We start from the raw sequence: 26995 nt of genomic DNA, 5'->3' as shown, positions 1-26995 counted from the left end.
AACTTTTTCTGAATTTTTATTTTATTTTGAAAGCGTAATCATTTTGAGGGGGAGATTACATGTTAGCACTACTTGGATTTGCGATGGTATTTGTCTTTATGTTTTTAATTATGACGAAACGTATGTCAGCACTAGTAGCATTAATATTAATTCCAATTACGTTCGCATTAATTGGAGGCTTTTATGCAAACATGGGACCTATGATGTTAGAAGGAATTCAAAAACTAGCACCTACTGGTATTATGCTTATGTTTGCCATTTTATATTTTGGAATTATGATTGATAGCGGTTTATTCGATCCTGTCATTAGTAGGATTTTGAAATTTGTGAAAGGAGATCCTTTAAAAATTGTTGTTGGCACAGCAATTCTTACAATTATCGTTTCATTAGATGGGGATGGAACGACAACGTATATGATTACTGTTTCCGCAATGTACCCACTATATAAACGCCTTGGAATGAATCCACTTATATTAGCTGGGGTTGTTATGTTAGGTGCAGGCGTGACAAATCTTACACCGTGGGGTGGACCGACAGCTCGTGTTATGAGTGCACTTGGACTAGACGCATCAGAGCTCTTTACACCACTTATACCAGGAATGATTGCTGGTGCACTTTGGGTAGTTTTCGTTGCTTACTATCTTGGAAAAAAAGAAAGAAAGCGTTTAGGAATTATGGATGTACAATATTTAAAACAAATGCAAACGATGGATGAGCAAGCTGCAACAGTAGAAGCTGCTGTTCATAAGCGCCCTAAACTTCTATGGATTAACTTTTTATTAACTGCTACCTTACTTGTCTGTCTCATACTAGAAGTTATGCCGTTACCTGTTTTATTTACAATCGCTTTCGCTATTGCTGTTATGATTAACTATCCGAACTTAGAGCAACAGAAAGAGCGTATTGCTTCTCACGCAGGAAACGTATTAGCGGTTGTTTCTCTCGTATTTGCCGCTGGGATTTTCACTGGGATTTTATCAGGAACAAAAATGGTAGATGCAATGGCTAAAAGTGTAGTAACTCTTATACCAGACGCTCTTGGACCACAACTACCAATTATTACAGCTCTTCTTAGTATGCCATTCACATTTTTCATGTCCAATGATGCATTTTATTTCGGTGTACTACCTATTTTAACGAAAGCTGCTGCCACTTACGGAATTAGTGCAGCTGAAATGGGACGCGCTTCCTTACTCGGGCAACCTGTTCACTTATTAAGCCCTCTTGTTGCATCCACTTATTTATTAGTCGGAATGGCTAAAGTTGATTTTGGTGAACATCAACGCTTCACTTTATTGTGGGCAGTTGGAACGACAATGGTCATGTTGATTACTGGAATTGTAATTGGGATTATTCCGATATAAAATAAAAAACAGTAGCGGACATATATCCTCTACTGTTTTTTATTATGAAGAAACAAGAAAATATCTTCTCTCTGGTCTCCCCACACTTCCATATATAAGCTCTGCATGAACTTTTTTCCCAGATATTAAATACTCTAAATAGCGCCTTGCTGTTGACCTACTTACTCCGACCATTGAGCTTAGCACTTCCGCAGTAATACCTTCTTCCTTTACTGTTAACATATGCTTTTTTATTTTTGCTAAAGTTAAGGGGTCTATACCTTTCGGCGCATATTCTATTTCATTTCCCTTTACACCCCTTTGAGACCATAAATGTTCAATTTGTTCTATAGATAACTGATTATTTTTCTTTAACTGTACAAGCTTTTTTTTATAATTTTCCAAACTTGTCTTAAATCGATCAAACATAAGTGGTTTTACGATATAATCTGTTACTCCGCCTCGCAGGGCGTGCCTCACTACATCTGTTTCCGATGCAGCTGTAATCATAATAATATCTGTATCATGTAAATTATGCCTAATATATGTGACAAGTTCCGTTCCTTGCATATCAGGTAAGTACACGTCTAATAAAACAAGCTGTGGCTTCACAAGATCTAACCATTCTTTCGCTTGTTCCCCAGTCGTCGCTGTTCCAATTACTTTAAATCCCTCAATCTTTCCAGTAAAACGCCGATGAATATCTGCAATTCGAATATCATCTTCTACAATCAATACTTCAATCTCCTCACCCATTACAACTCGCCTCTCTCTTTCGGTAATGCAATAATAAACAATGCACCACCTAAATCCCCTTTTTCGATTGCGATACTTCCATTTAAATCTTCTACTAACTCTTTCACTTTTGCTAATCCATACCCTCGCTTCTCGCCTTCTTTCGTCGAGAAGCCTTTATAGAATATGCTAGTAATGACCTCATCATGAATCCCTTGTCCTGAGTCTTCCACTTCAATTACTATTTCTTCTCCGATATCAGTTACAAACATTCTTACTTTCTTATTATGTTCTTCATTTCTTTCAATCGCTTCAAATGCATTCGTAATTAAATTTCCTAAAATAGAAACGACATAATTACTCTCAATATGCGGGCTTAATTTGTCTAAGCTACTCTCTCTGTCTAGCATAAAATCAATCTTCAACTCTCTTGCTCTATTATAGAATCCAATTAAAATCCCACCTAACCATGGATTTTGAATTCGCTTCATAATAAATTGAACAAAATCTTGATAGACCGCCGTTTCCTTATGAATAAGCTCTAAAGCATCTTCATATGATTCTAACTGGATAAGTCCTGAAAGCGTATACAATAAGTTATTATATTCATGCGTTTGCGCTCGTAATGCCTCTGTATATTGCTTCGTCTGAGATAATTCTGCTGTTAACTGATCCATTTCAGATTTCAAACGTAAGCTCGATACAACACCAGTTACTTTATTCTTTACTTTAATAGGTAGACGATTCGCAATAACAGCCTGCCCTTTTATATTTAATTGACGATCAAACTGTTCTTCCCCAGTTTGAAGTACATCTAGTATCGTTGAATTAGGAATTACATCTAAAATAAATTCTCCAATAATATTTCGTTGTTCATCTAATGAAAGAATGTCATAAGCTGCTTGATTGACTAATCTAATCATCCCATTTTGATCAATAACAATAATCCCTTCACGTACAGATTGAATCACTGTACTATGCTCTTCATATAAAGATGAAATTTCTTCTGGCTCCATACCAAACATCATTCTTTTTATACTGCCTGCTAAATATATAGAACCAATTATCCCAATTAAAAGACCTGCTATTGTAATCCAAAATACACGCTTTCCATACACTTCTACTGCACCATGAATATCGTCCATTGAAAATCCAACAGACACCACGCCAATAATTTCATTTTCCTGATTACGGATTGGAACTTTTCCGCGTAATGAAGGGCCTAATGATCCAGTTGCTCTCGAAACATAAGATTTCCCTTCTAATAGAACCCCTTCGTTATCTCCACCAACCATTGCTTCTCCTATTTTATCTCGCTTAGGGTGTGCATATCGAATCCCCTCTTTATTTCCAACTACAATAAAATCAGCATCTGTATCAATTCGAATTTTTTCTGCAATCGGCTGAATGACAGAAGCTGGATTTTCTTTTTGAAAAGCTTCCTTTATTTCTGGTATAGCAGCAACTGTTTTCGCAACATGCAAAGCCCGTTTCCCAATTTGCTCTTCTACCGTTTTAGATAATATGTAATAAAATAAATAACTCGTTAACAGAAGTACAACTAAAATTAGTGTACTAATAGTTAATGTAATTCTCGGTTGTAGTTTTAATTTTTTTAATTTCAAAACCATTCCCCTAACATGATTAAAGATAGAATTTAAAGAATATACAGTCTCTTTAATTATACTTAATCATAACATGGTTACTCTATATTTCTTTCTTTTTCTCTTCATAAAAAAAGAAACGAAGTAAAATTATTACCTCGTTTCTTAACATTCGTTATTACACTTTAAACTTACCAATCATCTCTTGTAATTCTTCTGCCATTTGTGATAAATGGACTGCTGCTGCATTTATTTCATCTACCGAAGCTAATTGTTCTTCAGATGAACCAGCAATATTTTGAACGCTTGCTGCATTTTCTTCAATCGTAGCTGCAATTTCATTAATAGATGCACTTACTTGTCTTGCATCTACCGTCATTTGCTTCGCTACATCTACCATGTTATCAATTTGTTCAACTGTATCACCCGTAGATTTCAATATTTCAGCAAAGCTTTGCTTCGTTTCATTTGCAACTACAAGTCCTGATTGTACTTCTGTCCCAACTTGCTTCATAGAACTTACCGTTTCTTTTATATCAAATTGGATCTCTTTCACTAGTTTTCCAATTTCCGTAGAAGACTGTCCTGATTGCTCAGCTAATTTTCGTACTTCATCTGCTACAATTGCAAATCCTCTTCCTTGCTCACCAGCTCTCGCAGCCTCAATTGCCGCATTTAACGCTAACAAATTTGTCTGCTCTGCAATATGTTGAATCACCTCAAGAATTGCTCCAATTTGTTTTGATTTATCATCTAACAAAACAATAACTTTATCTGATTGTGAAACAGACTCATGGATTAATTGCATTTGATTCACAGTTTGTTCAACTAACTTCCCACCATCTTCAGCCTTTTTCTTCGTATACATAGATGCTGTGGATACTAATGAAGAACTATCTGCAACACGCTGAATTCCTTCTGTAACTTCTTCTAATAATGTTGCGCCTTCTTCAACTTCTTTCGTTTGTATTTCAGCCCCACTCGACACTTGCTCTATTGCTTGTGTAATTTGTTCCGTCGCTTCACTTGTCTGCTTCATACTAGCTGTTAATTCTTCTGAAGATGCCGCCACGTGACTTGCTGAAGTATTTATATTGGAAATGACCTGATGTAATGATGCCGCCATCTCATTAAAACTTTCTCCTAGCTGTCCAATTTCATCTTTAGAATGAACTGTAATTGTTTCTGTTAAATCGCCTTCACTAATCTTTTTCGATGATATAACAAGTTGTTTTAACGGACTAATGATAGAAGCAATTATGAAGTAAATTAAAATCCCACCAATTATTAATGAAATACCAATAACAGTTAGCGTTTTATAGAAAATAGGATTAGCTGCTTCAATAATTTCTTTTGAAGGCATAATTCCTGCTATTTTCCATCCAGTCTGCTTATTTGTTATAAAGGTAATATTGCGATCATCACCATCGAGTTTGAATTTAAAATCACCTGTTTCCTGTTTGTACAATTCCTTCTCAAGTTTTTCTTCTATTTTGTCACCTGGCTTCATCGTCGGATGTGCTATTACATATTTAGATTGGTCGAAGATTGCTACATATCCTTTTTTGCCGATATTGACCATTTTTGAAGTATTTACAATGCCATTAATAATTAAATCAATACCGAGAACACCGCTCTTATCCTCATTTTGTTTTGCTATTGTAATAACAATATTCCCTGTTGTACTTGACTTATATGGGGCTGTGATAACCACTTCTCCGCTTTTTTTCGCTGCTTCTTTATACCAATCTCTTTCGGTAGGATTGTATCCATCTGGCATTTGAATAGACGGTGATTGAATAAATTGTCCCGTACTAGATCCCGTATAAATTGCTTCTATTTCTGGATGTAATTTATTATATTCTTCTAATTTATTTTGCACATTTTGGAGCTGATCAGTTCCGTAACTTACTCCGTTAAATAACTTTGTAAAATATACTGCGTCTACCTTTTTACTGTCTATCTCTTTATTAATAACATTATTTAAAATCTTTACGTTATCTTCCGCTGATTGTAAAATTGTTTCATTAAAATTTGTCTTCGCTTGTTGATAAGACGTCCAACCAATTACAATACTTGGAAGAACTAAAATGATAACAAATGACACAAGTAACTTTGCTTTTAAACTACTTCTCCTTAATTTCCCTTGAAGCATATTTCTACCCCTCCATACCGTTTTAAATGTAATTACCTTACATTTAATTTCTTTATATAAATTATACGATTAAAACGTATCAACTCTTTATCTCTTTTTCTATTAAAGAATTAATACATACCTTTTTCATTCTATATAAATTAAATAATTAAAACAATATATTAAAATGTAAATTATTCGAACAATTCACAGAAGAACCTCTAGTATCTCACTTACTAGAGGTTCCACCCACTATACTATTCTTTATCTTTTTCTTTTTCTACTTCTTTTTTCTCATCTTCTACTACAGATACAATAGGTTTATCGTTTGATAATTGTTGAACCGCTCCTTTTCCAGCAAATCCTTCTAATAACTCTTTTAAATCAATGCCAGAAGAAGCTTTTAATGTTTCTTGCATCGTTGCCATTAAATCAGTCGCATAACCTGCAACTTTTCCGGCGCCGCTATTTTTACCACCGCCGCCTGTATCAACAACTGTAATTTTATCAATGTTACTAAGTGGGCTTGCAACTTCCTTCGCATAACTTGGAAGCATTTTAAGTACCATATCCATAATTGCCGCTTGGCCATATAACTCAAATGCCTCTGCAATTTTTTGTTTCGCTTCTGCTTCTGCTAAACCTTTTAACCTAATAACATCTGCTTCCGCCGTACCTTGTGCTTTTTGTACTTCCGCTTTAGCTTGACCTTGCGCTTTTTCGATTTCCGCCTTCGCTAAACCTTCCACACGTACTTCTTCCGCACGCGCTCTCGCTTCAGCCTCAATCTTATATTGATCCGCATCTGCCTTTTTCATTTGTTTTACTTTTTCTGCTTCCGCTGATTGCTCAACAGCATAGCGATCTGCATCTGCTTTTTTCTTTACTTCTGCATCGTATTGCTTTTCACGACGCGCAATCTCTTTTTCTTCTAATTCAATTTGTTTCTCACGCTCAATGATTTTAACACGCATTTGCTCTTCTGTAACACCTTGTTGCGCTTTCGCTTGTTGTAATTCGTAAGAAAGATCCGCATCTGCACGAGCTTGTTCTTGCTCTCTCTTATAAGATTGTACTTTTAATTCTTTATGTTTTTCAGCCTCAGCGATTTGGGCATCACGTTGGTATTCAGCTTCTTTCGCTTCTTTCTCAGCACGAGCTTTTTCAATACGAGCTTCCTTTTCACGCTCTGCATTTGCAATTGTTGCATCACGCTTAACCGTCGCAATTTGTGGCTGACCAAGTGCATCTAAGTAACCGTTCTTATCCATGATTTCTTTAATTGTAAAGGAAACGATGCGAAGACCCATTTTCTTTAAATCTGTAGAAGCTACTTCATGCACTTTTTGCGCAAATTGCTCTCTATTACTATACGCATCTTCTACTGTCATAGAAGATAAAATCGCACGTAAATGACCTTCTAAAACTTCTTTCGCTTCTACTTTTAACTCTTCTGTTTCTTTTCCTAAATATTGCTCAGCTGCTGTCGATACTTCTTCAATTGTAGAACCTACTTTAATAATAGAAACACCATTTACTGTAACTGGAACACCTTGCTTCGTATACGTATCGCGTGTGCCCACTTCTAACTTGTAATTTAGTAAGCTTAAAGGTTCTGCTCTTTGCATGATTGGCACTACGAATGTACCGCCACCGCGAATAATCTTAATCTTCTTTCCATCATCAGTGGTAACTACATTTTTCCCACCACCAAGCCAGTTCCCTGTAACAATTAACGCTTCATCTGGTCCAACTGTTCGATACTTCGTAATGAATACTAAAATGAGTAGAATTAAAATTGCGAGTAAAACTCCACCAATAATTAATGGAATCGTCATGTGAATTCCCCCTTATAATTTTGGTTTTTTTAAAGAATAAGCGATGTTTTGTACAAGCAAAACACCATCTTGGACTCCCTCAATAATAACTTCAGTTCCTTGTGAAATATCTTTTTTCCCAATTGTTTTAGCTGGAATTGCATTACTTCCAAATTGGGAGGATATTAATACTTCACCAAATCCTTCTGTAGGAATTGTCGTAATGACTTCTCCCTTGCAACCAATGAATTCATCCATACGTTGCACAGTATTTTGTTCAGCCTCTGCAATCGGCTTTAAAATTAATATTTTCATTATGAATACACCAATAAAGGATATAGCAAATGCAGCCACGAAAATAAGAATACTATTAAAGGAAAATAAATATTCTCCTATATAACTAAGTCCACATAACATGGCGAAAAAACTAAGTAATAAAGTAACAACGGATACCGATCCGCCTCCAAAACTAAATATGGATTCAAATATATCCCCAAAAAAGATATAAATCACAGTGAGTATAGTAGCAATAATAAATCCATATAAATAAATTGTCTCAAGTGGATAACCAAACAAAACCATTTCTTATCCCCCTCTCTTAAACAATCCCTTTTTTGTTATGTGTATGCCCCACCTCTTCCAAAGATTATTGTTCTTAATTTTCAGTTATTTAACCTTTAAAGAAAAGCCTGCAGTACAGGCCTCTAAAAAAGAACAGGAGAAACCCATTGTGACAGGCTCCTCCTAGAAAATAACCGATATATTATATATCTATATAATATACTATTTTCCACAAAAAGTAAAGTTAAACATACATTGGAAAGACACTTATTTTACTGATAATTTGTACGTTCCATCACCATTATCATATTTATATACATACAAGTAATACTTGCCTGGTTTTGCATTAAATTTCGCTTCTATATGATTCCCATTGGCTTGACCGTAAGCTGCATAATTTTGCATATCTGATTCATGGTGAAGTACCCATGTCATCCCAATTCCATACTCATTTAAAACAGAAATGTCGATATCTTTCGCTGATGCTACATTAAATGTATAAACATCAGTGTGGTCCCCGCCAATAAGACTGCCTTTTATCGTACTATTTAGCCCGATACGATTTGCTTCTTCTAGACGATTATTTGGTTCTGATTCTGTTAAACTTCCATCTTTAATCGTAACAGTTGTTTCGCTTCTGCTCTCTTTGCCTTTATCATCTTTTACTCTTAACGATACTTTATAAGAACCTTCTCTTTCATATACATGTACTGGATTCACTTCTGCACTTGTGCTTCCATCTCCAAATTCCCATAAATAAGAAACAATTTTTCCATCTTCATCGTTTGAGCCATCACTTTTAAATTGAATTCCCTCTTTTACAAGACCGCTATAAGGGCCATTTATATTAACCGTTGGAGCTTTATTTTCTCCATCATCTTTTGCGATTCCATGGAAGACTACATCATATTCAAATTCATTTGAACTATTCACACGATAATTGACGAAGTATGCTGTAACAGTTTTGTAGCCACTCCATTCTTTTTGCGCCAATTGTTCTAAAGATTCATTTACTCTTTTACTCATTGCTTTCCAATCTTCTGATTCACCTTTTGTGACACTACCTGTATACGTACCTTCTAATGTAAATGTATTAAAGAATTGAGAATTATGTTTTGTCATTTTTGTATCTTTCATAGGCAACGTATCACTAATTTCTTTTTTCACTTCAGTTAACGATTTCGGTGCATGTTCAGCTAAATAATCATCTGCTACTTCCGGTACATTATATTTATCTTGATTATCAATTAACTGCTGCATATACTCTTGATACTCTTTATTTAACTTAGGATCTTTACTTAGATTTTCACGATATGCATCATAATTTTTCACGTCATTCGCACGAATCAAATCTTGAATTTTATCAAATGTTTCAAACTGATGCGTATATAAGTAAGACTGCAATGCGAACGAGTAATTATAGAAATCCCAAGAACCGTATTTAGCAAATAGTGTACGCTCTGCTGTATAACGGCTTGCAGGATCAGATGATAATCCGCTAATTATACTCTTTCTTGGTACAACGTTATTCGTACGAGTAGATCCTGCGAAAAACTCTGCATTTCCTTCTTGGAACCAAGTTAGCCTTTCATTTTGATACATATCTCCTCTTCCGAATAAACCTGGCACTTCATATCTCCCTTGAAGATAATGGGTAAACTCATGGCGGAATAATTCTTCTAAACTATAAATACTTTGTTCTGGCGTACGTTCATATGTAAAGAATGTTCCTGTTTCTTCAATATAAATTCCACCGTTGTTCGTTTCATATCCATACAGTTGTCTATTTAATTGGTACTCTTCTGGACTGTTATAAATTACGATCGTTAATATATCATCTGCATTGCCCGGCTCTAACGCTTTATCATTCCCAATTACACGATGATACTGCGCTTTTACTTCCTTTGCAGCCCAGTATAGTCTCTTAATTTTTTCTTCCGATACTTTATCTCCTGTTTTAAATACGATAGATCCATCATCAAATGTATACGTTTTTGGTAAGTACTGCTCTTTTCCTTCTTTACGTATTTTCTCTAAATCTACTGTATTCCCGCTATAATCTTTTCCGTTATAATTTGTTGTAATTTGTTCTACTGCGACAAAATACGGTTCACTTAAACGTGGATACATATGCATTGCCTGTGTCACAACTTCTAATCCTTTATTTGGATTGCTATGAAACTTCCCTAAACGACTAGCAAAGTAAATTCCATTATTAACGAGCCACTTATTTTCTGGTGTTACTTCATTTAGAAGAGCAATACGATTTATTTCATTAATAAACCCATCTACTTTTCCATACCACATCGTTTCATTCGCTTCTTTACGAGCCTCAATTAAGTAAGACTGTATATCATAGTCAATCCCTTGCATAATATCGTATACAGCTTGTCCTTTCATACGATCGCCTACATACGTATGAAGATTATCATTATATTGTTTTAAAATATTAGCTGCGTATTGAATCGTTTCAACATCACTTGAAGCGTTACTAATCAATTTTCCGTATGCAGATACGACTGTATCTTGCTCATCTGTACCTAGCTTAAAGTTTGGGTTATTCGCAATTGCTTTTAAAGCAGGTAAACATTTATCCTGGAAGCTTCTTTCATTTAATTCACTTAATTCGTTATTATAAAATGCTAGATAAAAAGCTGAACGTAACACTTCCGTAAATGTTTGAATTCCTTTTGAATCATCTCTCGTAAACGTACTACCTCGATGAGCTAATTCATCTATAACGACTTGCATTTTCCCTTTATCTTTATAAAAGGCCTTTGCATCTTCATTAAACTGGAATAAGTCTGTAATTTGATACCACTTAATACTGCCTAACATTTCAACTAATTCTTGATTATTCATTTTGTTTAAATCAGCCATTGAATAGCTTTCTTTAACTTGCTTTACTGCCGCTTTGTTCGGAATAGATGCTGGTCGCTGTGAAAAATCTCCTACTTTTAACCGTTCTTCAAACGATAATGTTTCCTCCGCTTTAGAAACGTGTCCAATCTCATCTACTGGTTTTTCAATTCCAACTGGTTTCGAATGCAATACATTATATGGCACCTTTTCTTCTGCTGATGCATGAGTTTGAATTGCCCCCAGCGATAGAGCCATTGTACTAATGCTAAGCATTACTTTATTAATTTTTGATTTCTTGTTCATATCCTTGCCCCCTATTCAAATATTCCATTCACGAATTTAACATAAAATCTAGATACAACAATATAAAATGCAATATTTCATATTATTTCTTCCTACATTTTGTACATATCGTGAACAAATTCCCTTTTTTCTCCCGAAAGTAATCCGAATCCTTTCACGTAATAAAAAGAGAATTTTTTGACAATTATTTCTTTAATTGTTATGATTAATATAATTGTTAACTTTATTAAACAAGGGTGGGATTCTATGATAAAAAAAGAAAACAGTGTATTTTATATCTCCATCTTGCTAACAACATTATTCATCATATGGGGAATTACCCCGGCAAGTTGGATACAAGGCTATGATTTACAAAGCGTTACATCTTCCTTAAATTCATTTATCCTTAATAAATTTGGATGGTTTTACTCTCTACTTATGACCGCAATGATTATTTTAGCCGCTTATTTAGCATTTTCTAAGTACGGTTCTATTCGTCTTGGTAAAGATGGTGAAAAACCAAAGTATAGTTATCCATCTTGGCTATCCATGTTATTTGGGGCAGGAATGGGAATTGGACTCCTCTTTTATGGAATCGCTGAACCGATTTCACATTTTACAGATCCACTAACAGGAAAAGCAGGTACAGAGGAAAGCGCCAAGCTCGCTATGCAATATTCATTTTTCCACTGGGGTCTCTTTCCATGGTCACTATACGCAATGGTTGCTTTAACAATTGCATATTTCACATTCCGCAAACAAAAAGGTAGCACAATTGGGGCTACAGTTACTCCATTATTTAATCGATCGAAAAATTCTCCTATCGGAAAAACAGTTGATATTTTAGCTGTTTTAGCCACTGTATTCGGTATTGTGCCATCTGTTGGGATTGGTGCTCAACAAATCGCCGGAGGATTAAGCTATTTATTCCCTTCTATTCATAACACTTTACTTACACAGCTCATACTTATCGCCATCTTCGCTGTTTTATATTTAACAAGTGCACAAACAGGCTTAGATCGTGGGATTAAATATTTGAGTAACTTAAATTTCTCTCTTGCAGGTATATTACTCGTCTCCTTTTTACTTTTAGGACCAACTGTATTTATTATGAAATATTTCACATCTACACTCGGTTCTTATATTGGAGCTTTACCTAGTATGGGATTAAATTTAGGAGCATTTAATGAAAAATCTTCTTCTTGGATAGAAAACTGGACTATTTTCTATTGGGGATGGTGGATCTCTTGGTCTCCATTCGTCGGTACATTCATCGCTCGTATTTCTAAAGGGCGCACAATAAAAGAATTTATTATTGGAGTTGTATTAGTCCCAACTCTTATCTGTACATTTTGGTTTGCAGTATTTGGCGGTACCGCTATCCATATGGAAATGTTCCAATCGCTTGGAATAGCTGATGAAATCGCAAAAAACGGGACAGAGATTGGATTATTTGCTGTTATTTCACATCTACCGTTCTCTACATTTTTAACAATTATCGGGTTAATTTTAGTAGCCACATTTTTCGTTACTTCTGCTGACTCAGCAACATTTGTCGTTTCTATGCAAACGAGTAACGGAAGCTTATCACCAAAAAATAGTTTAAAACTTATATGGGGATTAACAATCGCGATCATCGCAGCTATTTTATTACAAGCTGGAGGATTAAATGCGCTGCAAATTGCAGCGATCATCGCAGCACTACCATTTTCTATCGTAGTCGTCCTTATGATTACTTCACTCTTTAAAGAGCTACGAAAAGAAGACGTTAATTTGCAAACGAAAGAAGTTCCGAAAAAAATAAAAAAGGTTATGTAACGATTGGCACCTCTTATACAAGAAGAATTCGGCCCTCAAATTAGTCCTGAATCTGTTATTACCGAGGGCGGCAAAGTAAATGAAATAAAACCCATTCGTATGAAATATAATCTTCATACGAATGGGTTTTTACTCTATTATATAGTGTTGTAAACATGCCTTCTCCTCAAACCCTACTTTCTTGTACAACTCCATCGCACGATCATTATTCGTATTCAAACATAGTTCTATCTCTTTCATCCCTTGGGACGAGAAAATATACTGAATAGCAGCTTGTAATAACCGCTCTCCGACACCTTTTCTTCTACTATTTTCAGCAGTTGCAATAAATTCGATATTCGCTTCTTGAAACTCCGGATTTACTTCAACATATACGTAACCTTCTAACTTATCATTCTTCATACTTACAAATAATTTATTCATATCACTTAAACGTCCGATAATTTCATTTCCGTCATAATATGTATTAGGAAAAACATTATTGTGTAAAGCAATAAACTGCTCAAATACTTGTTGAGATGCTTCCTCTATTTGATTCATTGCACATTGCTCCACATTACTTTTCTTTAAAATTAAAACGCTATGTTTCTCTTGTTTTTTAGCTTGTAAATATTTCATAAAGTCGATGCTATTATTATTTTTCACTTGATAAAATCCATGAAACTTTTGAATATGAAGTGGAATCTTCTCGATAAGTTTCTCCCACATACTTAAAGCAATCTCTCCCCAATTCGAAGCTATAATAAAAGGCCCCCAAATCTCCGCACTTTCGCTTACCTCATCTATATCAAACCCTAATACACCTACAATTTCATTATTATCATTATAAGAAACGACAAAAGACTTCTCCCACCCTATATCAGAAAAACCATGAAGAATAGCGTCCAATATTTCTTCATGATTTTCCCCGCAATAACCAACATGCTGAGTACTATCTTTATTCATCATCGAAATAAATACTGCAGCTTCTTCGATCTTTGAAATAGAATTAATATGCATAACTTCCCCTCCTTTTCTAATACACTTAGACAATCTCCAGTAATATCCTTCTCTCATAAAAAAAGACATCATCATATGTATGTTTCTAATGAAACTGCCATGATAATGTCTTCTCAAAAAAGAAAAAATTAATTATATATAATAATGAGATTAAACGTTATTTACTTCTTAAATAATCTCTTTCTAAATACGAACATACTTAGTGCGGAAAGAACAAGTGTTATTCCAGAAAGTAAAGTCGATGTGCTAGCTTCACCGCCTGTTGATGGTAAAGATTTCTTGCCTTCCTCTGGCTTATTAGTATGTTGTTTATTTAAAGTGTCTGCTTTTCTTCCCTCGTTTGCAACAACTTGATTATTCCCTTTTGGCTCTTGATCCAACCCTGTCGCTGATTCTTTTACTTCTTTCTTTGGTTCTTTCGCTTCTTCAACTTCTTTTGTTGGCTCTTTTACTTCTTCTTTTGTTTCTTCAACTTCTTTTACCGGTTCTTTCACTTCTTCTTTTGTTTCTTCAACTTCTTTTACCGGTTCTTTCACTTCTTCTTTTGTTTCTTCAACTTCTTTTACCGGTTCTTTCACTTCTTCTTTTTCTACTATATTCTGTATAACTGTTCCGTTAAACCTTATGCTAATTTCATCCGAATCTAAATCAAATTTATATACCTTTTCACCTGGAGTACTCCATTTCATTACTCCATTATTAAACGTTCCACCCTCACTTGTTAGCGTAATATTCTCAATACTTTCTCCTTCTAAATCATATACAGGAACTTGAATTTCTTCATTTACTTTCGCTTCACTTAAAACGATTTTTTGTCTTCCCACATCAATTGAAAACCACTGACCTAATTGTATTAACGGCCTTACATCACGAATCTCATTTCCAGATAATTTTAAGCTAAGTAAATCTAGCATGGAACCAAGAACCGATACATCTTTAATATGATTGTCCGCAAGATTTAACCACTGTAGATTTTTTAATGAAGATAGTGGTGTTATATCTTCAATTTGATTATGAGATACATTCACATCGTTCAACTTTTCTAAGTTCGAGATAAATTCGATATTCTTCAAACCTACTCCTTCTAAAGTGAGTTTTTCTAAGTTCGTCATGTACTCTAAACCTGTTATATCTTTTATCTCACTTCCTTTTTCTTTAAGTATCTCTAATTTTTTAATCTGTAATAAATCTTCTTTTGTGATAGGAGCGTTTACATTCTCTCTACCTAAATTCTCTTTATTAATATGTTGTTGTAAAGTTTTATCTAGAATCACATTTCCCTTTTGTTCATTATCCTCTTTAATTGTTTCCTTTCTTTCATCTAACCTTTCAACAACATTTTGAATTACTGTTCCATTAAACTTAATACGATTCTCTTCTGGCTTTATATCCAACATAAATTCATATGTTTTTTCACCGGTAGTACCCCATTTAACAGAAGCATTATTAACTATTCCATCTTCACTATTCAATTGAATAGTATCAATTGGCTCTCCTTGTAAATTATAGATAGGTATTTTAACTTCCTTATCTTTTTCTACATCATCTAAAAAGATTTTTTGTCTTTGAATATCAATATACATTCTTTTTCCTAGCTCTTGAACCGGTCTAACATCACGAATTTCATTTGAACCTAGCTTTAAATCATATAAACCTGTTAATTGACTAAGTGGCGTTATATCTGAAATATAGTTTTCTTCTAAATTTAGTTTCTGTAACCTTGGTAATTTTGATAGTGGCGTAAGATCTACTAATTCATTTTTTGAAAGCCCTAATTCAATTAATTTATTCATTCCATTAATATGTTCAACATTACTCAATCCATTATTGCTTATTTCAAATGTCTTTAAATTCTTTAATTGGTGAACTCCTTCAAGACCTGCATTACTAATTTGATTATTTGCTATAGTCAAAGTCCTTAAAGATTTCACTGTAAATAATGGTTTTATATCTTTTATATCATTACTATTCAAATCTAGCATTTTAATCTTCTTCATTTGGCTTAATGGGCTTAAATCTGAGATTTTATTGTTTCTCAAAGTTAAAAACTCAATATGCTCTAACTCAGCCAAAGGTCCAATATCTTCAAGTTCACCATAGGTTATACTTACTGATTTTAATTGTCTCAAGTCCGAGATAAATTTTATATTTTTCAACTTAACTTCTTCCAACGTTAAGTTTTCTAAGTTCGTCATATATTCTAGACCGCTTACGTCTTTTATTCCTTTACTTTTAGCTTCAACGACTATTAAAGATTTAACTTTTAATAAATCTTCCTTAGTTATTGGCGTATTTAGATTCTCTCTATTCAAGTTATATTTATTAATATGCCTTTGTAGTTGCTTATCTACTATTACATTCTCATCTTGCTGATCTACTTTATCCTCCTTATTTTCCTTTTGTTCTTCTGGAACATCTTTATCTAAATTCAATGTATTTACTTCAAATTGTACTTGGTACTTATTATCATAGGCCATTGTCGGAATATAAATATGCATTTGCATATTATACCTTTTCCCCAATTCTCCTACTTCAAACTGAATCACTTTCGTTCCATTTTTCTTTTTATCTTCTGATATTACTTTCACATCATGAAACACACCAGGAGTATGAATATCTTCTGTTTTTAGATATTGGAAGAAATCACTATCACTTAACGTTGCCGTTACAATTTTCTTTCCATTCTCAATTGTTAATTTCGGATTTTTTATATACACAGCTGCCATAGATTCTTCATTCGTTTTATCTTTATACGCCTTAATAACAGCGTCATATGTACCATCTTCTAAAACATGTCCAGTTTTATTCGCCTCAATTGCCACTGCCGCTAAAGCAGGTGTTGAATAAACAGCAAACGGAAGTGATAACGCCGCCGCTATAACCATTGCATTTATATGTTTTCTTTTATTTCTTTTCAACTTTACATCTCCTCCAAAATATAAATGTAACCATATCTCGAATAAATGATAATGATTTTCATTATCATTGTCAACTAAAAAAATAAAAAGTTTACAAAAAAATAACCCCTTTTTTGAAAGGGGCTATGCCATTTTCTCTCCTGATTCTTCTCTAAAAAAGCTCTTCATCGCATGGAATACATCTGCTTTTTGCTTTAAAATATAATATCTGAAATTCTCATCTTTAATATTCTTATAGGCTGACATAAGTGTACTATGGCGGTTGTACTGATTCACTTCCCCATACCCAAACATATTACACTTCTTCATCAACTCTTCAACAAGCTTTACACATCTAGCATTATCTGATGTTAAATTATCACCGTCTGAAAAATGGAATGGATAAATATTATAGCGGTCTGGTGAATATTTATTATCAATTAGCTCGAGTGCTTTTTTGTATACAGAAGAACAAATTGTTCCGCCACTTTCTCCTTTTGAGAAAAACTCTTCCTCTGGAACTACTTTTGCCTCCGTATGATGGGCAATAAATTCAATATCTACTGTTTCATACTTTGTGCGTAGAAATCTCGTCATCCAGAAAAAGAAGCTCCGTGCCATATATTTCTCCCATATTCCCATCGATCCACTCGTATCCATCATCGCTAATACAACAGCCTTTGAATCTGGCTTTAATACTTCATTCCAAGTGCGGAACTTTAAATCTTCTTGATGAATTGGATGGAAAGATGCTTTACCACGCATCGCATTTCGTTTATATGCGGATATCATCGTTCTTTTCTTATCGATGTTGCCCCATAATCCTGTTTTTCTAATATCATTAAATTCAACATGTTCAATTCGGTTTTCGTCCATTTCTTTTCTCTTTAAATTAGGTAATTCTAATTCTTTGAAAAATGCTTGCTCTAATTCTAAAATAGAAACTTCAGCTTCATAATAATCTTCTCCAGCCGCATCCCCTGCTCCTTGCCCTTTTCCTGGTCCTTTTTGCTTTTGACCACCTGATCCATCTCTCGCAACGACATCACCAACTTTGCTATCACCATTTCCTTGCCCAACATGTTTGTTTTTATCATAATTGTACCTAATCTTATATTCATCTAAAGAGCGAATCGGTATTTTTACAACATCCTTACCATTAGACATAACAATGCTTTCTTCTGTTACAAGATCGGGTAAATTATTTTTAATTGCCTCTTGTACTTTCTCTTGATGGCGTTGTTGGTCGTCATATCCTTTGCGATGGAGGGACCAGTTTTCCTGTGAAATCGTATAATTTGGTTGGTTTTCTTCACCCATTTCTTTCCCTCCTTACTGTAATTGTCTTCCTATATGAACAGCAATCTAGAAATTTTGTTTTATACTGTGCCAGCTAGAATGAAAAGTAACTGCCCATCGAAAATCATCCCATAAACATATATAACGTTTTTCATATAATACTCCGAGCATCCTAAACAAAATTTTGCCACTCACATACTAGAAAAGAATCATTCAGCCTTTGATAAGAAAGAAACACAATGCATAGTTGCACACATTTACACTTTGCAACATATTGTATTGTGTTGGCTTTTTTCGTATGAATGGTTGGTTACTCTATCATATGCATATTGTAAAAATAATTGACAATAAATTCATAAAATTGCATCTTAATTTATTATATTTGGACAAGGTATGACACTTTACACATATGAATGGATAATAAAACGCTGTCCCGCAAAATACAAGAGACAGCGTTTTGTTATCAAACTATCGGTTTAGCAGGCTACCTACATAGCGTAATAATTCATTCGCAGATGAAGAATTATAGCCATGCTCATCAATTAAGCGTGCAACAACATCATTAATTTTCTTAAGCTGATTTTCGTCTGGTGTTTTCGTTGATGTTGTAATTTTCACTATATCTTTTAAATCAGCAAATAGTTTTTTCTGAATCGCTTCGCGAAGGCGCTCATGTGAGTTATAATCAAAGCGTTTTCCTTTACGCGCATAAGCAGAGATGCGAATTAAAATTTCTTCACGGAATGCTTTCTTAGCATTTTCTGAAATTCCAATTTGCTCCTCAATTGAGCGCATTAGCTTTTCATCTGGACTCATTTCCTCACCTGTTAATGGGTCACGTAATTTTGATTTATTGCAATATGCTTCAACGTTATCTAAGTAATTATCCATAAGTGTCTTCGCCGATTCTTCATATGAATACACAAATGCTTTTTGTACTTCTTTCTTCGCAATTTCATCATATTCTTTTCTTGCTAATGAGATGAAATTCATATAACGCTCTCGATCTTCATTACTAATTGACGGATGCTGATCCAACCCGTCTTTTAGCGATCTAAGTACATCTAATGCGTTAATAGATGGTACCTCTTTTCGAATAATTGTAGAAGAAATTCGGTTAATCACATAACGAGGGTCAATACCGCTCATGCCTTCATCTTGATATTCACGTTGTAGCTCCTCTACATCAATCGCATTATAACCTTCTACCGTTTCTCCATCATATAAACGCATCTTTTTAATTAAATCAATATCTGGACGCTTCGGATCTTTTAAACGAGTTAAAATAGTAAACATTGCTGCAACGCGAAGTGTGTGTGGTGCAATGTGAACATTGGATACATCACTTTCACGAATCATTTTTTCATAAATATGTTCTTCTTCACTCACTCGTAAATTGTATGGGACAGGCATTACAATAATTCTTGAGTGTAATGCTTCATTTTTCTTGTTTGCTATGAAAGAACGATACTCCGTTTCATTCGTATGCGCTACAATTAATTCATCTGCTGAAATAAGCGCAAATCTTCCCGCTTTGAAATTCCCTTCTTGCGTAAGCGATAATAAATGCCATAAAAACTTCTCGTCGCATTTTAACATCTCTTGGAATTCCATCATCCCACGGTTTGCCTTATTTAATTCTCCATCGAAACGATATGCTCGTGGATCTGATTCTGAACCATATTCTGCGATAGTTGAAAAGTCCAGACTACCTGTTAAATCCGCAATATCTTGTGATTTAGGATCAGATGGGCTAAATGTACCAATCCCTGTACGACGATCTTCCGAGAAGAAAATACGCTCTACAACGACATCCTCAATTCTTGAACCATACTCTTGTTCTAGACGCATCACGTTGAGAGGCGATAAATTACCTTCAATTCTAACTCCATACTCATCAAAGAAATCATCCCGTAAATGGTGCGGAATTAAATGAAGCGGATCTTCGTGCATTGGGCATCCTTTAATTGCAAAAATTGCTCCTCGATCTGTTCTTGAATATGTTTCTAATCCTCGTTTCAACATCGTAACTAATGTTGATTTCCCTCCACTAACAGGACCCATTAATAATAAAATACGTTTTCTAACATCTAATCGTTTTGCAGACGGATGAAAATATTCCTCTACAAGACGTTCTAAAGCATCCTCTAAACCAAATAACTGATTACTAAAGAAGTTATACTTTCTTCTACCATCTACTTCTTCAATTCCAGCATCTTTTATCATATTGTAAATGCGAGAGTGTGCTGTTTGAGCCACCCATGGTCTTTCCTTCACAAGCTCCAAATACTCCGCAAACGTACCTTCCCATTGTAAGCGTTCTTCTGCTTCTCGATGCTGTTCAATTTTTTTTAGAATATCCATTATAGCTCCTCCCCCATCTCCTTGTTCAATCGGATTATTATAAAAGGTATGCTAGGATGTCCTCAAACATTCTTTAAATCAAAATGAAATATACAGTAGTGCTATAAAATTCTCTCCAAAATTCAAAGAAAATTCTGTATAATATAGGTATTAAAGTTTTTACACCTCTATTCATTTTAAATAAATTCTTTTCTTCCAAGAACATTACATACATTTCGATTCATATTTCAGATTCGTAAACTGAAAAATAGGAGGGATATTAGTATGAAATTATTATTAATTTTAGGTGTATCACTCACATTTCTTACAGCTATTTTTACATCTGGTTACAATGATAAACCCGGTACACATAAAAAGTGATGTGCTTCTTAGCACATCACTTTTTTTATCAATTATTTATAATACACATTTTCCACATCATATTTTGATAAAGGGCGGCTATAATAATAACCTTGTACAAACTTCACATTCTTTTCCTTCAAAAATTGTATTTGTTCTGCTTTTTCTACCCCTTCTGCAATTACATTCAATTCCAACGTATGAGCTAAATGAATAATTGCAGCCGTAATATTCGTATCGCGTTCATCTACATGTATACCTTCCATAAAAGAACGATCAATTTTCAAAGTATCAATTGGATACGTTTTTAAATAACTTAAAGATGAATATCCTGTACCAAAATCATCTAAATGAATCTTTAAATTTTGTTCTTTTAATTGTAGCAATACTCTTTTCGATATATCTTTATGTATAAGGGCTCCTTCTGTAACCTCTATCGCTAATAAATGGGCTGGTACATTGTACTTATGTAAAGCTCGTGTAATCATCTCTATTAATGTAATAGAGCGAAAATGCCTGGCTGAAATATTAACTGCAATTGGGACAACTTCATATCCTTTATTTAACCATTCGCGTATTTGTCGACACACTTCATTTACTACCCATTCATCAAGCTTAATAATAAATCCTGTTCTTTCTGCTAGCGGAATAAATTGATTGGGAGAGACAAATCCTAATTCTTTATTCTCCCATCTTATTAAAGCCTCCATACTAGCTATTTTTTTCGTTTCAATATTAATTTGCGGCTGATAATATAAGAAGAATTCATTTTTTTCTATAGCACGATGTAATTGGTTTTCTATTATAAATCTTTGTTCACGCTCACAATCTAACCCGCTGCAATAAAAATGATAATGCCCTTTTCCTTTTTCTTTTGCTTTTTCCAAAGCAGCATCAACTCTTTGGAATAATATTTTTTCATCTTCTCCATCTGTTGGAGCCATTACAATTCCGATTGACGCACTTAAATACACGTCCTCTTCTTCGATTACAAAATGTTCACTAATCCTTTTCAGTATGTTTTTGGCAACTCCCTCTACACGTTCTTTCGTTATATTTTCTATTAACATAACAAATTGATCATCGTGTTCTCTAAATAAGTGCATACCAGCTATTTCAAAACTGCTTAAACATTCTGTAACTTTTTGTAATACTTTATCTCCTTCTTTATGGCCAAAAGTATCATTAATAAGATGAAATTCATCTAAATCTATAAAAACAAGCGCAAACTCTGTATTATCATTCAACAAAGTATTTAACTTATTTGCACATGAAATTCTATTCATTAATCCTGTTAACTGGTCATAGTAAGCTAAATATTCCGTTCTCATCTCATTTAATACTTGCCTTGTAACATCTCTCGTAACAATATATACTCCAACAATTTCACCATTTACAATAATCGGAATCGTCCTCAGAGAAATATATAGCTCGTACCCTTCTTTATGAACATACTTCTTTGAAACAATTTGCTTCGCTTTTCCTTGCATGGATCCTTTAAATATAATTTGAAAATCTTTTTCATATTCTTTATTAATAAATTCAAAGATAAATTTATTATTTAATTCTTCATATCGATATCCAAATATTTCATACGTTGCTGGATTCGCATATGTAATTCTACCTATAGAATCTATAGATATAATGGAGTCATTATTATATTCTAGTAATGACTTAAATAACATTTGTTTTTCCTCTATTTCAATCTTCTCCTCAATTTGAGCTGTAATATCCCTCGTAATACAAATAATAAACTGACATACCCCTTCTTCATCAAATACAGGATTAAGTGAAGATTCATAATGTAAATTACCAGTTGGTAAACTAACTACATCACAAAAGGTATGTGCTTTTGCTTCGCTCGCTACTTTTGCATATTGCACTTGCAATATTTCCGCCGTATCTTTCGGCAATACTTCAGAAAACGTTTTTCCATAACATTCTTCGCTTAGCTTTGCATAATCCATACCTATCTTATTTACATAAATATATGTAAAGGTTTCATCATCCATAACTTTCACAATAAATACTAAATCTTGAATAGCATGTAATAATCCTCTTCTTATTAAATCCATATCTATCATACTTAAAAAGGTATTTTGATTACGATATTGTTCCTTCATATTTATCTCAACCCGTCTAATCTATTTTTATTCATATATCACCATTCTATATGACTATGTACCCTTTTTTAAATGTATGATTCCATATTTACTTTTATTTTTAGAAAAAAAGCCGCCATATGGCGACTTTTAATAAACAATTTCTAAATCTAATCCTGGATAATTTTGTTGACGGAACGCTTCATAAATTAAAATAGCTGCTGTATTTGATAAATTTAATGAACGCACTTTATCAGTCATTGGAATACGTAAACAATGATCGAAATTTTCTTCGATTACATTAGCTGGTAAACCGTTCGTTTCTCTTCCAAATACAAAGTAGTAATCCTTCTCACGTTTACTATAATCAAACGCTGTATGAGCTTTCTCGCCATACTTTGTTAAATAGAAGAACTCACCGTCTTTATTTTTCTCATAAAACTCTTCAATTGAATCATAATACGTAATTTTCACGTGCTGCCAATAATCTAATCCTGCACGCTTTAACATTTTATCATCCGTTGAAAATCCAAGCGGTCTAATCAAATGCAATTCTGTTCCAGTTGCTGCACAAGTACGAGCAATATTTCCTGTATTTGCTGGAATTTCTGGTTGATATAAAACAACATGTACTCCCACGCGATATTCACCTCTGTTTTTTGTCTACTACGTATTATACCACTTGAGCGAAAAATCTCTACCCATTAATAATATGAAAGAATTTATATTTCATTTGTGGTGTATATTTACTAGAATCTTCATAGTTCCAATAACGCCGACGGCTATTCGCTGAATGTGCATTTACAAGTGGCATACCATCTGCGTCTTTTGCTACTACAATCGTCGTATGATTCCACCTACCATCATCCTCGAAATCATAAGCGATGACATCACCAAGAATAAGGTCCTCTGGCCTTTCTACAGCTTCAGCTCGAAGTCCTGATGTAGCACCTGACAAATACCAATAAAAAGAGTGTGCAACAGCCCAGCTCCAACTCCACTGATTCTCCCTTTGCCACCATCCTTTACGAATATTAGGATATCCATTCATTGGTACTTCTCCAGTATGAAGACATTGAGAAATAAAATTCGTACAATTATCAGGGAAATTACGATATGCAGGGTTTCGATCATCCCACCAACGCTCTGCATATTTAACTGCCTCTAAACGGTTGTACTGATAGGAACCGTACTTCTCTTTTGTAACTTCCCTTTCTAATGTCTCACTCATTCCAACTGCTTCTGGCACTTCAATAGCATAATCACCTATTATCCGGCTATTATTTAAACAAACCCTTCGCTTTAATTGTTCCTCTTCAATATAAAATAATTCTTTATGCTTAATTAAATATTTAAAATGTATTTGATAATCAATTTCTTGATGATTGCTATTATTGAATTGCCTCATAAAAGAAACATCCGCAGTTGCTTTTACTATCTCTGCATTACGCTTTTGAAATAATTGTTTCTTTCTCTTTGCTATTTGTAATAAATCTTCAGCAATACCATCTACATTTGTTCGTTTCTCTGTTATATATGCTAAAAAGTGTTGGACTTGCTTTTCAATATTTATTTTTACAACCATTTCGTCTCCCTCCCATATTACAATATGAAAAAGGGAGATATTATCTACTCTTTTTTCTGCGCTAACAGTTCAAGTCCGCGATTCATTTCATGAAGAACCTCTTCGTCTTTCTCACGTTGCATCGCTTTTTCAATAGCTTCGCCCACGCCGTCTCCACCAATTTTCCCAAGCGCCCACGCTGCCGTCCCGCGAAGCACTGGTCTTGGATCATCTTTCATAACACCTATTAAATCTGGAATTGCTGATGCTTCTTTAAAATGTGCAAGTGCCAAAATCGCATTTCGTTGCAACGGTTTTTTACCTCTCCATGAACCAGACATAATTCCATATTTCTCTTTAAAATCACGATTGCTAATTGTTAAAAGCGGTGTTAATAACGGTTTAACTAACTCAGGATCTGGTTCCATCTCAGGGTGATTATGAAAATCCATTCCTTTATTTTTCGGACAAACTGTCTGACACGTATCACATCCATAAATACGATTACCTATTTTGTCGCGATACTCTTCTGGTAGGAATCCTTTCGTCTGTGTTAAAAATGCTATACACTTCTTCGAATCTAACTGTCCTCCTTGTATTAAAGCACCTGTAGGACAAATATCAATACACTTTGTACAGCTCCCGCATTGATCTTCTATCGGCTGATCTGGTGGGAAGGGAACGTTTGTAATCATTTCTCCTAAATACACATACGAACCAAATTCAGGTGTAATAATAGAGCAGTTCTTACCGCTCCATCCAATACCAGCACGCTCTGAAACAGCTCGATCACTTAATTCACCCGTATCAACCATTGACTTAACTTCTATATCGGGAAGTTTTTCGATTAAATATGCTTCTAATTTCTGCAAACGATCTCGTAATACTAGATGATAATCTTGTCCCCAAGAAGCACGACAAAAAATCCCACGGCGTTCTCCACGCTTACTTAATGGTGCATTTTTTAATTTTGAAGGATACGCTAATGCAATCGCAATAATTGATTTTGCACCAGGTAATAGAAGCTGTGGGTTCGTTCTCTTTTCTATATCAGGCTCTTCAAATCCAGATTGATAATTTAATTGTTGCTGCTGGATTAACCGCTGCTTTAATTCTTCAAATGGTGAAGCACTAGCAAAGCCTATTTTATCTATACCAATCGTTTTACTATACGCAATGACATCTTGCTTTAATTGTTCAAAATCCATTCCTAATCGCCTCCTCAGATGAATCCATCCTTTATGTAACGATCTATTGGTTAGCAATTCACTTTTGGAATACTATTCTTTACTTCTATTTTCGCATAAAATACTGTTTTCCAAACATTAAAAAACGCAATGCCTCGTTTATCTCGGAAACGAAACACTGCGTTGATCACAATTTATAGAAAAACATTTAATAAAATTTGGAGCGGGTGAAGAGAATCGAACTCTCGACCAGAGCTTGGAAGGCTCTTGTTTTACCACTAAACTACACCCGCAAATATGAAATACATATAAGATATTAGAATAACTTATGTAAAGTAGTATAGCATGTAAAAAAAGCGGAAGCAAGAATTTTATCGAAAAAAGTCGAAAAAGTGATGAGTAGCTCATCACTTTTTCAATTCTTTATCAATCGCCTTCTTCATACTATCGAAATCAGGATTTGCAAGATTTCCGTTTATATATACTGAAGGAGCACCTTGAACTTTTAATTTTTGAGCACGATCTGAATCTTTACGTACTTTTTCTTTTATTTCTTTACTGTGTAAATCTTTCTTAAATTGATCTACATCAACTTTCGGAAGCTTCTCTTTCACAATGTTAAGAAGTAATTCTTCTGTAATCCATTCTTCCGTATCTTTCTTTTGACTTTGATAAATCTCATCATAGAAAGTCCAGAATGAATCTTTATCTTGTTTATAAATTGCTTCACCAGCTGCTGCACCTAAATCAGAGTCTTTCCCAATAAACGGAAAATTAATAAAGTATAACTGCACTTTACCTTTATCAATATACTCTTCTTTTAATCGTGGCAATACTGTTACATCCCAAGTACGACAAGCGGGACATTTGAAGTCTCCAAATTCAACTACCTTAACCGGAGCATCATCTTTCCCTAAAGATTGTTGTGTGGAATAAGCAAACATCTCATTCCCTTTATCTTTTTTGTCATTTATGATGCTATACGCAATCGTTCCGATCACAATCAATACTGCAATGGAAAAAACTATACCAAGAGCCATGAGTTTGTTCGATGATTTCATATACATTCCTCTTTAATTTCATATTCT

Annotated in this window: 17 protein-coding genes, 1 tRNA gene and 1 pseudogene; 2 read left to right on the top strand and 17 right to left on the bottom strand. The window is 34.2% G+C overall.

Annotated elements, in window-relative coordinates:
- The first annotated feature begins 59 nt into the window (after positions 1-59).
- The gene (locus ACTFRN_RS17150) at positions 60-1364 is read left to right on the top strand and encodes a CitMHS family transporter (RefSeq protein WP_000880457.1); all 1305 of its coding nucleotides are present in this window, start codon (positions 60-62) and stop codon (positions 1362-1364) included.
- 42 nt (positions 1365-1406) lie between these two features.
- On the opposite strand, the gene ACTFRN_RS17145 is transcribed toward ACTFRN_RS17150, so the two are convergent.
- The 7 genes and pseudogenes from ACTFRN_RS17145 to colA form a co-directional block, all read right to left on the bottom strand.
- The gene (locus ACTFRN_RS17145) at positions 1407-2099 is read right to left on the bottom strand and encodes a response regulator (protein WP_000503478.1); all 693 of its coding nucleotides are present in this window, start codon (positions 2097-2099) and stop codon (positions 1407-1409) included.
- Positions 2099-3709 (bottom strand): ATP-binding protein, encoded by a 1611-nt coding sequence (locus ACTFRN_RS17140; protein ID WP_073530756.1) that lies wholly within the window; start codon positions 3707-3709, stop codon positions 2099-2101. Before ACTFRN_RS17140 ends, ACTFRN_RS17145 begins: the two co-directional genes overlap by 1 nt.
- A 151-nt stretch (positions 3710-3860) precedes the next feature.
- Entirely contained in the window at positions 3861-4721 is an 861-nt protein-coding gene (locus ACTFRN_RS17135) for a methyl-accepting chemotaxis protein (protein ID WP_374702013.1), read from the bottom strand.
- Positions 4722-4799: 78 nt separating this feature from the next.
- A pseudogene (locus tag ACTFRN_RS17130) lies at positions 4800-5837 on the bottom strand (HAMP domain-containing protein); the annotation flags it as partial.
- A gap of 236 nt (positions 5838-6073) precedes the next feature.
- The gene (locus ACTFRN_RS17125) at positions 6074-7654 is read right to left on the bottom strand and encodes a flotillin family protein (protein WP_000155025.1); all 1581 of its coding nucleotides are present in this window, start codon (positions 7652-7654) and stop codon (positions 6074-6076) included.
- Positions 7655-7666: 12 nt separating this feature from the next.
- Positions 7667-8215, bottom strand: a complete 549-nt coding sequence (locus ACTFRN_RS17120) for an NfeD family protein (protein WP_000242441.1) — start codon at positions 8213-8215, stop codon at positions 7667-7669.
- A 246-nt stretch (positions 8216-8461) separates the two neighbouring features.
- Positions 8462-11359 carry a collagenase ColA gene (gene colA / locus ACTFRN_RS17115; RefSeq protein ID WP_088106329.1) on the bottom strand — a complete coding sequence of 966 codons (2898 nt, stop codon included), beginning with the start codon at positions 11357-11359 and terminating at the stop codon, positions 8462-8464.
- A 246-nt stretch (positions 11360-11605) separates the two neighbouring features.
- Between colA and opuD the strand changes: the two genes are divergently transcribed.
- The gene (gene opuD, locus ACTFRN_RS17110) at positions 11606-13156 is read left to right on the top strand and encodes a glycine betaine transporter OpuD (RefSeq protein ID WP_070805164.1); all 1551 of its coding nucleotides are present in this window, start codon (positions 11606-11608) and stop codon (positions 13154-13156) included.
- A 129-nt stretch (positions 13157-13285) separates the two neighbouring features.
- Here the strand turns inward: opuD and ACTFRN_RS17105 are convergent, their stop codons facing one another.
- From ACTFRN_RS17105 to ACTFRN_RS17060, 10 genes are all read right to left on the bottom strand, one after another.
- Positions 13286-14155 (bottom strand): GNAT family N-acetyltransferase, encoded by an 870-nt coding sequence (locus ACTFRN_RS17105; RefSeq protein WP_049111091.1) that lies wholly within the window; start codon positions 14153-14155, stop codon positions 13286-13288.
- Between the two features lie 161 nt (positions 14156-14316).
- Positions 14317-17073 carry a leucine-rich repeat domain-containing protein gene (locus ACTFRN_RS17100; RefSeq protein WP_088106328.1) on the bottom strand — a complete coding sequence of 919 codons (2757 nt, stop codon included), beginning with the start codon at positions 17071-17073 and terminating at the stop codon, positions 14317-14319.
- Positions 17074-17196: 123 nt separating this feature from the next.
- A complete protein-coding gene (gene yhbH / locus ACTFRN_RS17095) occupies positions 17197-18372 on the bottom strand; it encodes a sporulation protein YhbH (RefSeq protein WP_000503513.1) in 1176 nt (391 codons plus the stop codon).
- Positions 18373-18819: 447 nt separating this feature from the next.
- Positions 18820-20715, bottom strand: coding sequence for a PrkA family serine protein kinase (locus ACTFRN_RS17090; RefSeq protein ID WP_000353283.1), 1896 nt, complete (start codon positions 20713-20715; stop codon positions 18820-18822).
- A 392-nt stretch (positions 20716-21107) separates the two neighbouring features.
- Positions 21108-23177 carry a sensor domain-containing protein gene (locus tag ACTFRN_RS17085; RefSeq protein ID WP_000664292.1) on the bottom strand — a complete coding sequence of 690 codons (2070 nt, stop codon included), beginning with the start codon at positions 23175-23177 and terminating at the stop codon, positions 21108-21110.
- Between the two features lie 129 nt (positions 23178-23306).
- Complete coding sequence (gene trmL, locus ACTFRN_RS17080) at positions 23307-23795, bottom strand: tRNA (uridine(34)/cytosine(34)/5-carboxymethylaminomethyluridine(34)-2'-O)-methyltransferase TrmL (RefSeq protein ID WP_000538147.1); 489 nt, start codon at positions 23793-23795, stop codon at positions 23307-23309.
- A gap of 58 nt (positions 23796-23853) precedes the next feature.
- Complete coding sequence (locus ACTFRN_RS17075; protein WP_000260538.1) at positions 23854-24741, bottom strand: amidase domain-containing protein; 888 nt, start codon at positions 24739-24741, stop codon at positions 23854-23856.
- Between the two features lie 44 nt (positions 24742-24785).
- A complete protein-coding gene (queG, locus tag ACTFRN_RS17070; RefSeq protein ID WP_000345218.1) occupies positions 24786-25928 on the bottom strand; it encodes a tRNA epoxyqueuosine(34) reductase QueG in 1143 nt (380 codons plus the stop codon).
- 198 nt (positions 25929-26126) lie between these two features.
- Positions 26127-26200: transfer RNA gene (locus ACTFRN_RS17065), tRNA-Gly, on the bottom strand.
- 114 nt (positions 26201-26314) lie between these two features.
- Entirely contained in the window at positions 26315-26968 is a 654-nt protein-coding gene (locus tag ACTFRN_RS17060; RefSeq protein WP_000842720.1) for a DsbA family protein, read from the bottom strand.
- Between the last annotated feature and the right edge of the window lie 27 nt (positions 26969-26995).

The organism is Bacillus cereus group sp. MYBK245-2 (genome assembly GCF_051916145.1).
Taxonomy (GTDB): Bacteria; Bacillota; Bacilli; order Bacillales; family Bacillaceae_G; genus Bacillus_A; species Bacillus_A pacificus.
This window is presented reverse-complemented; position numbering and strand designations above follow the sequence as displayed.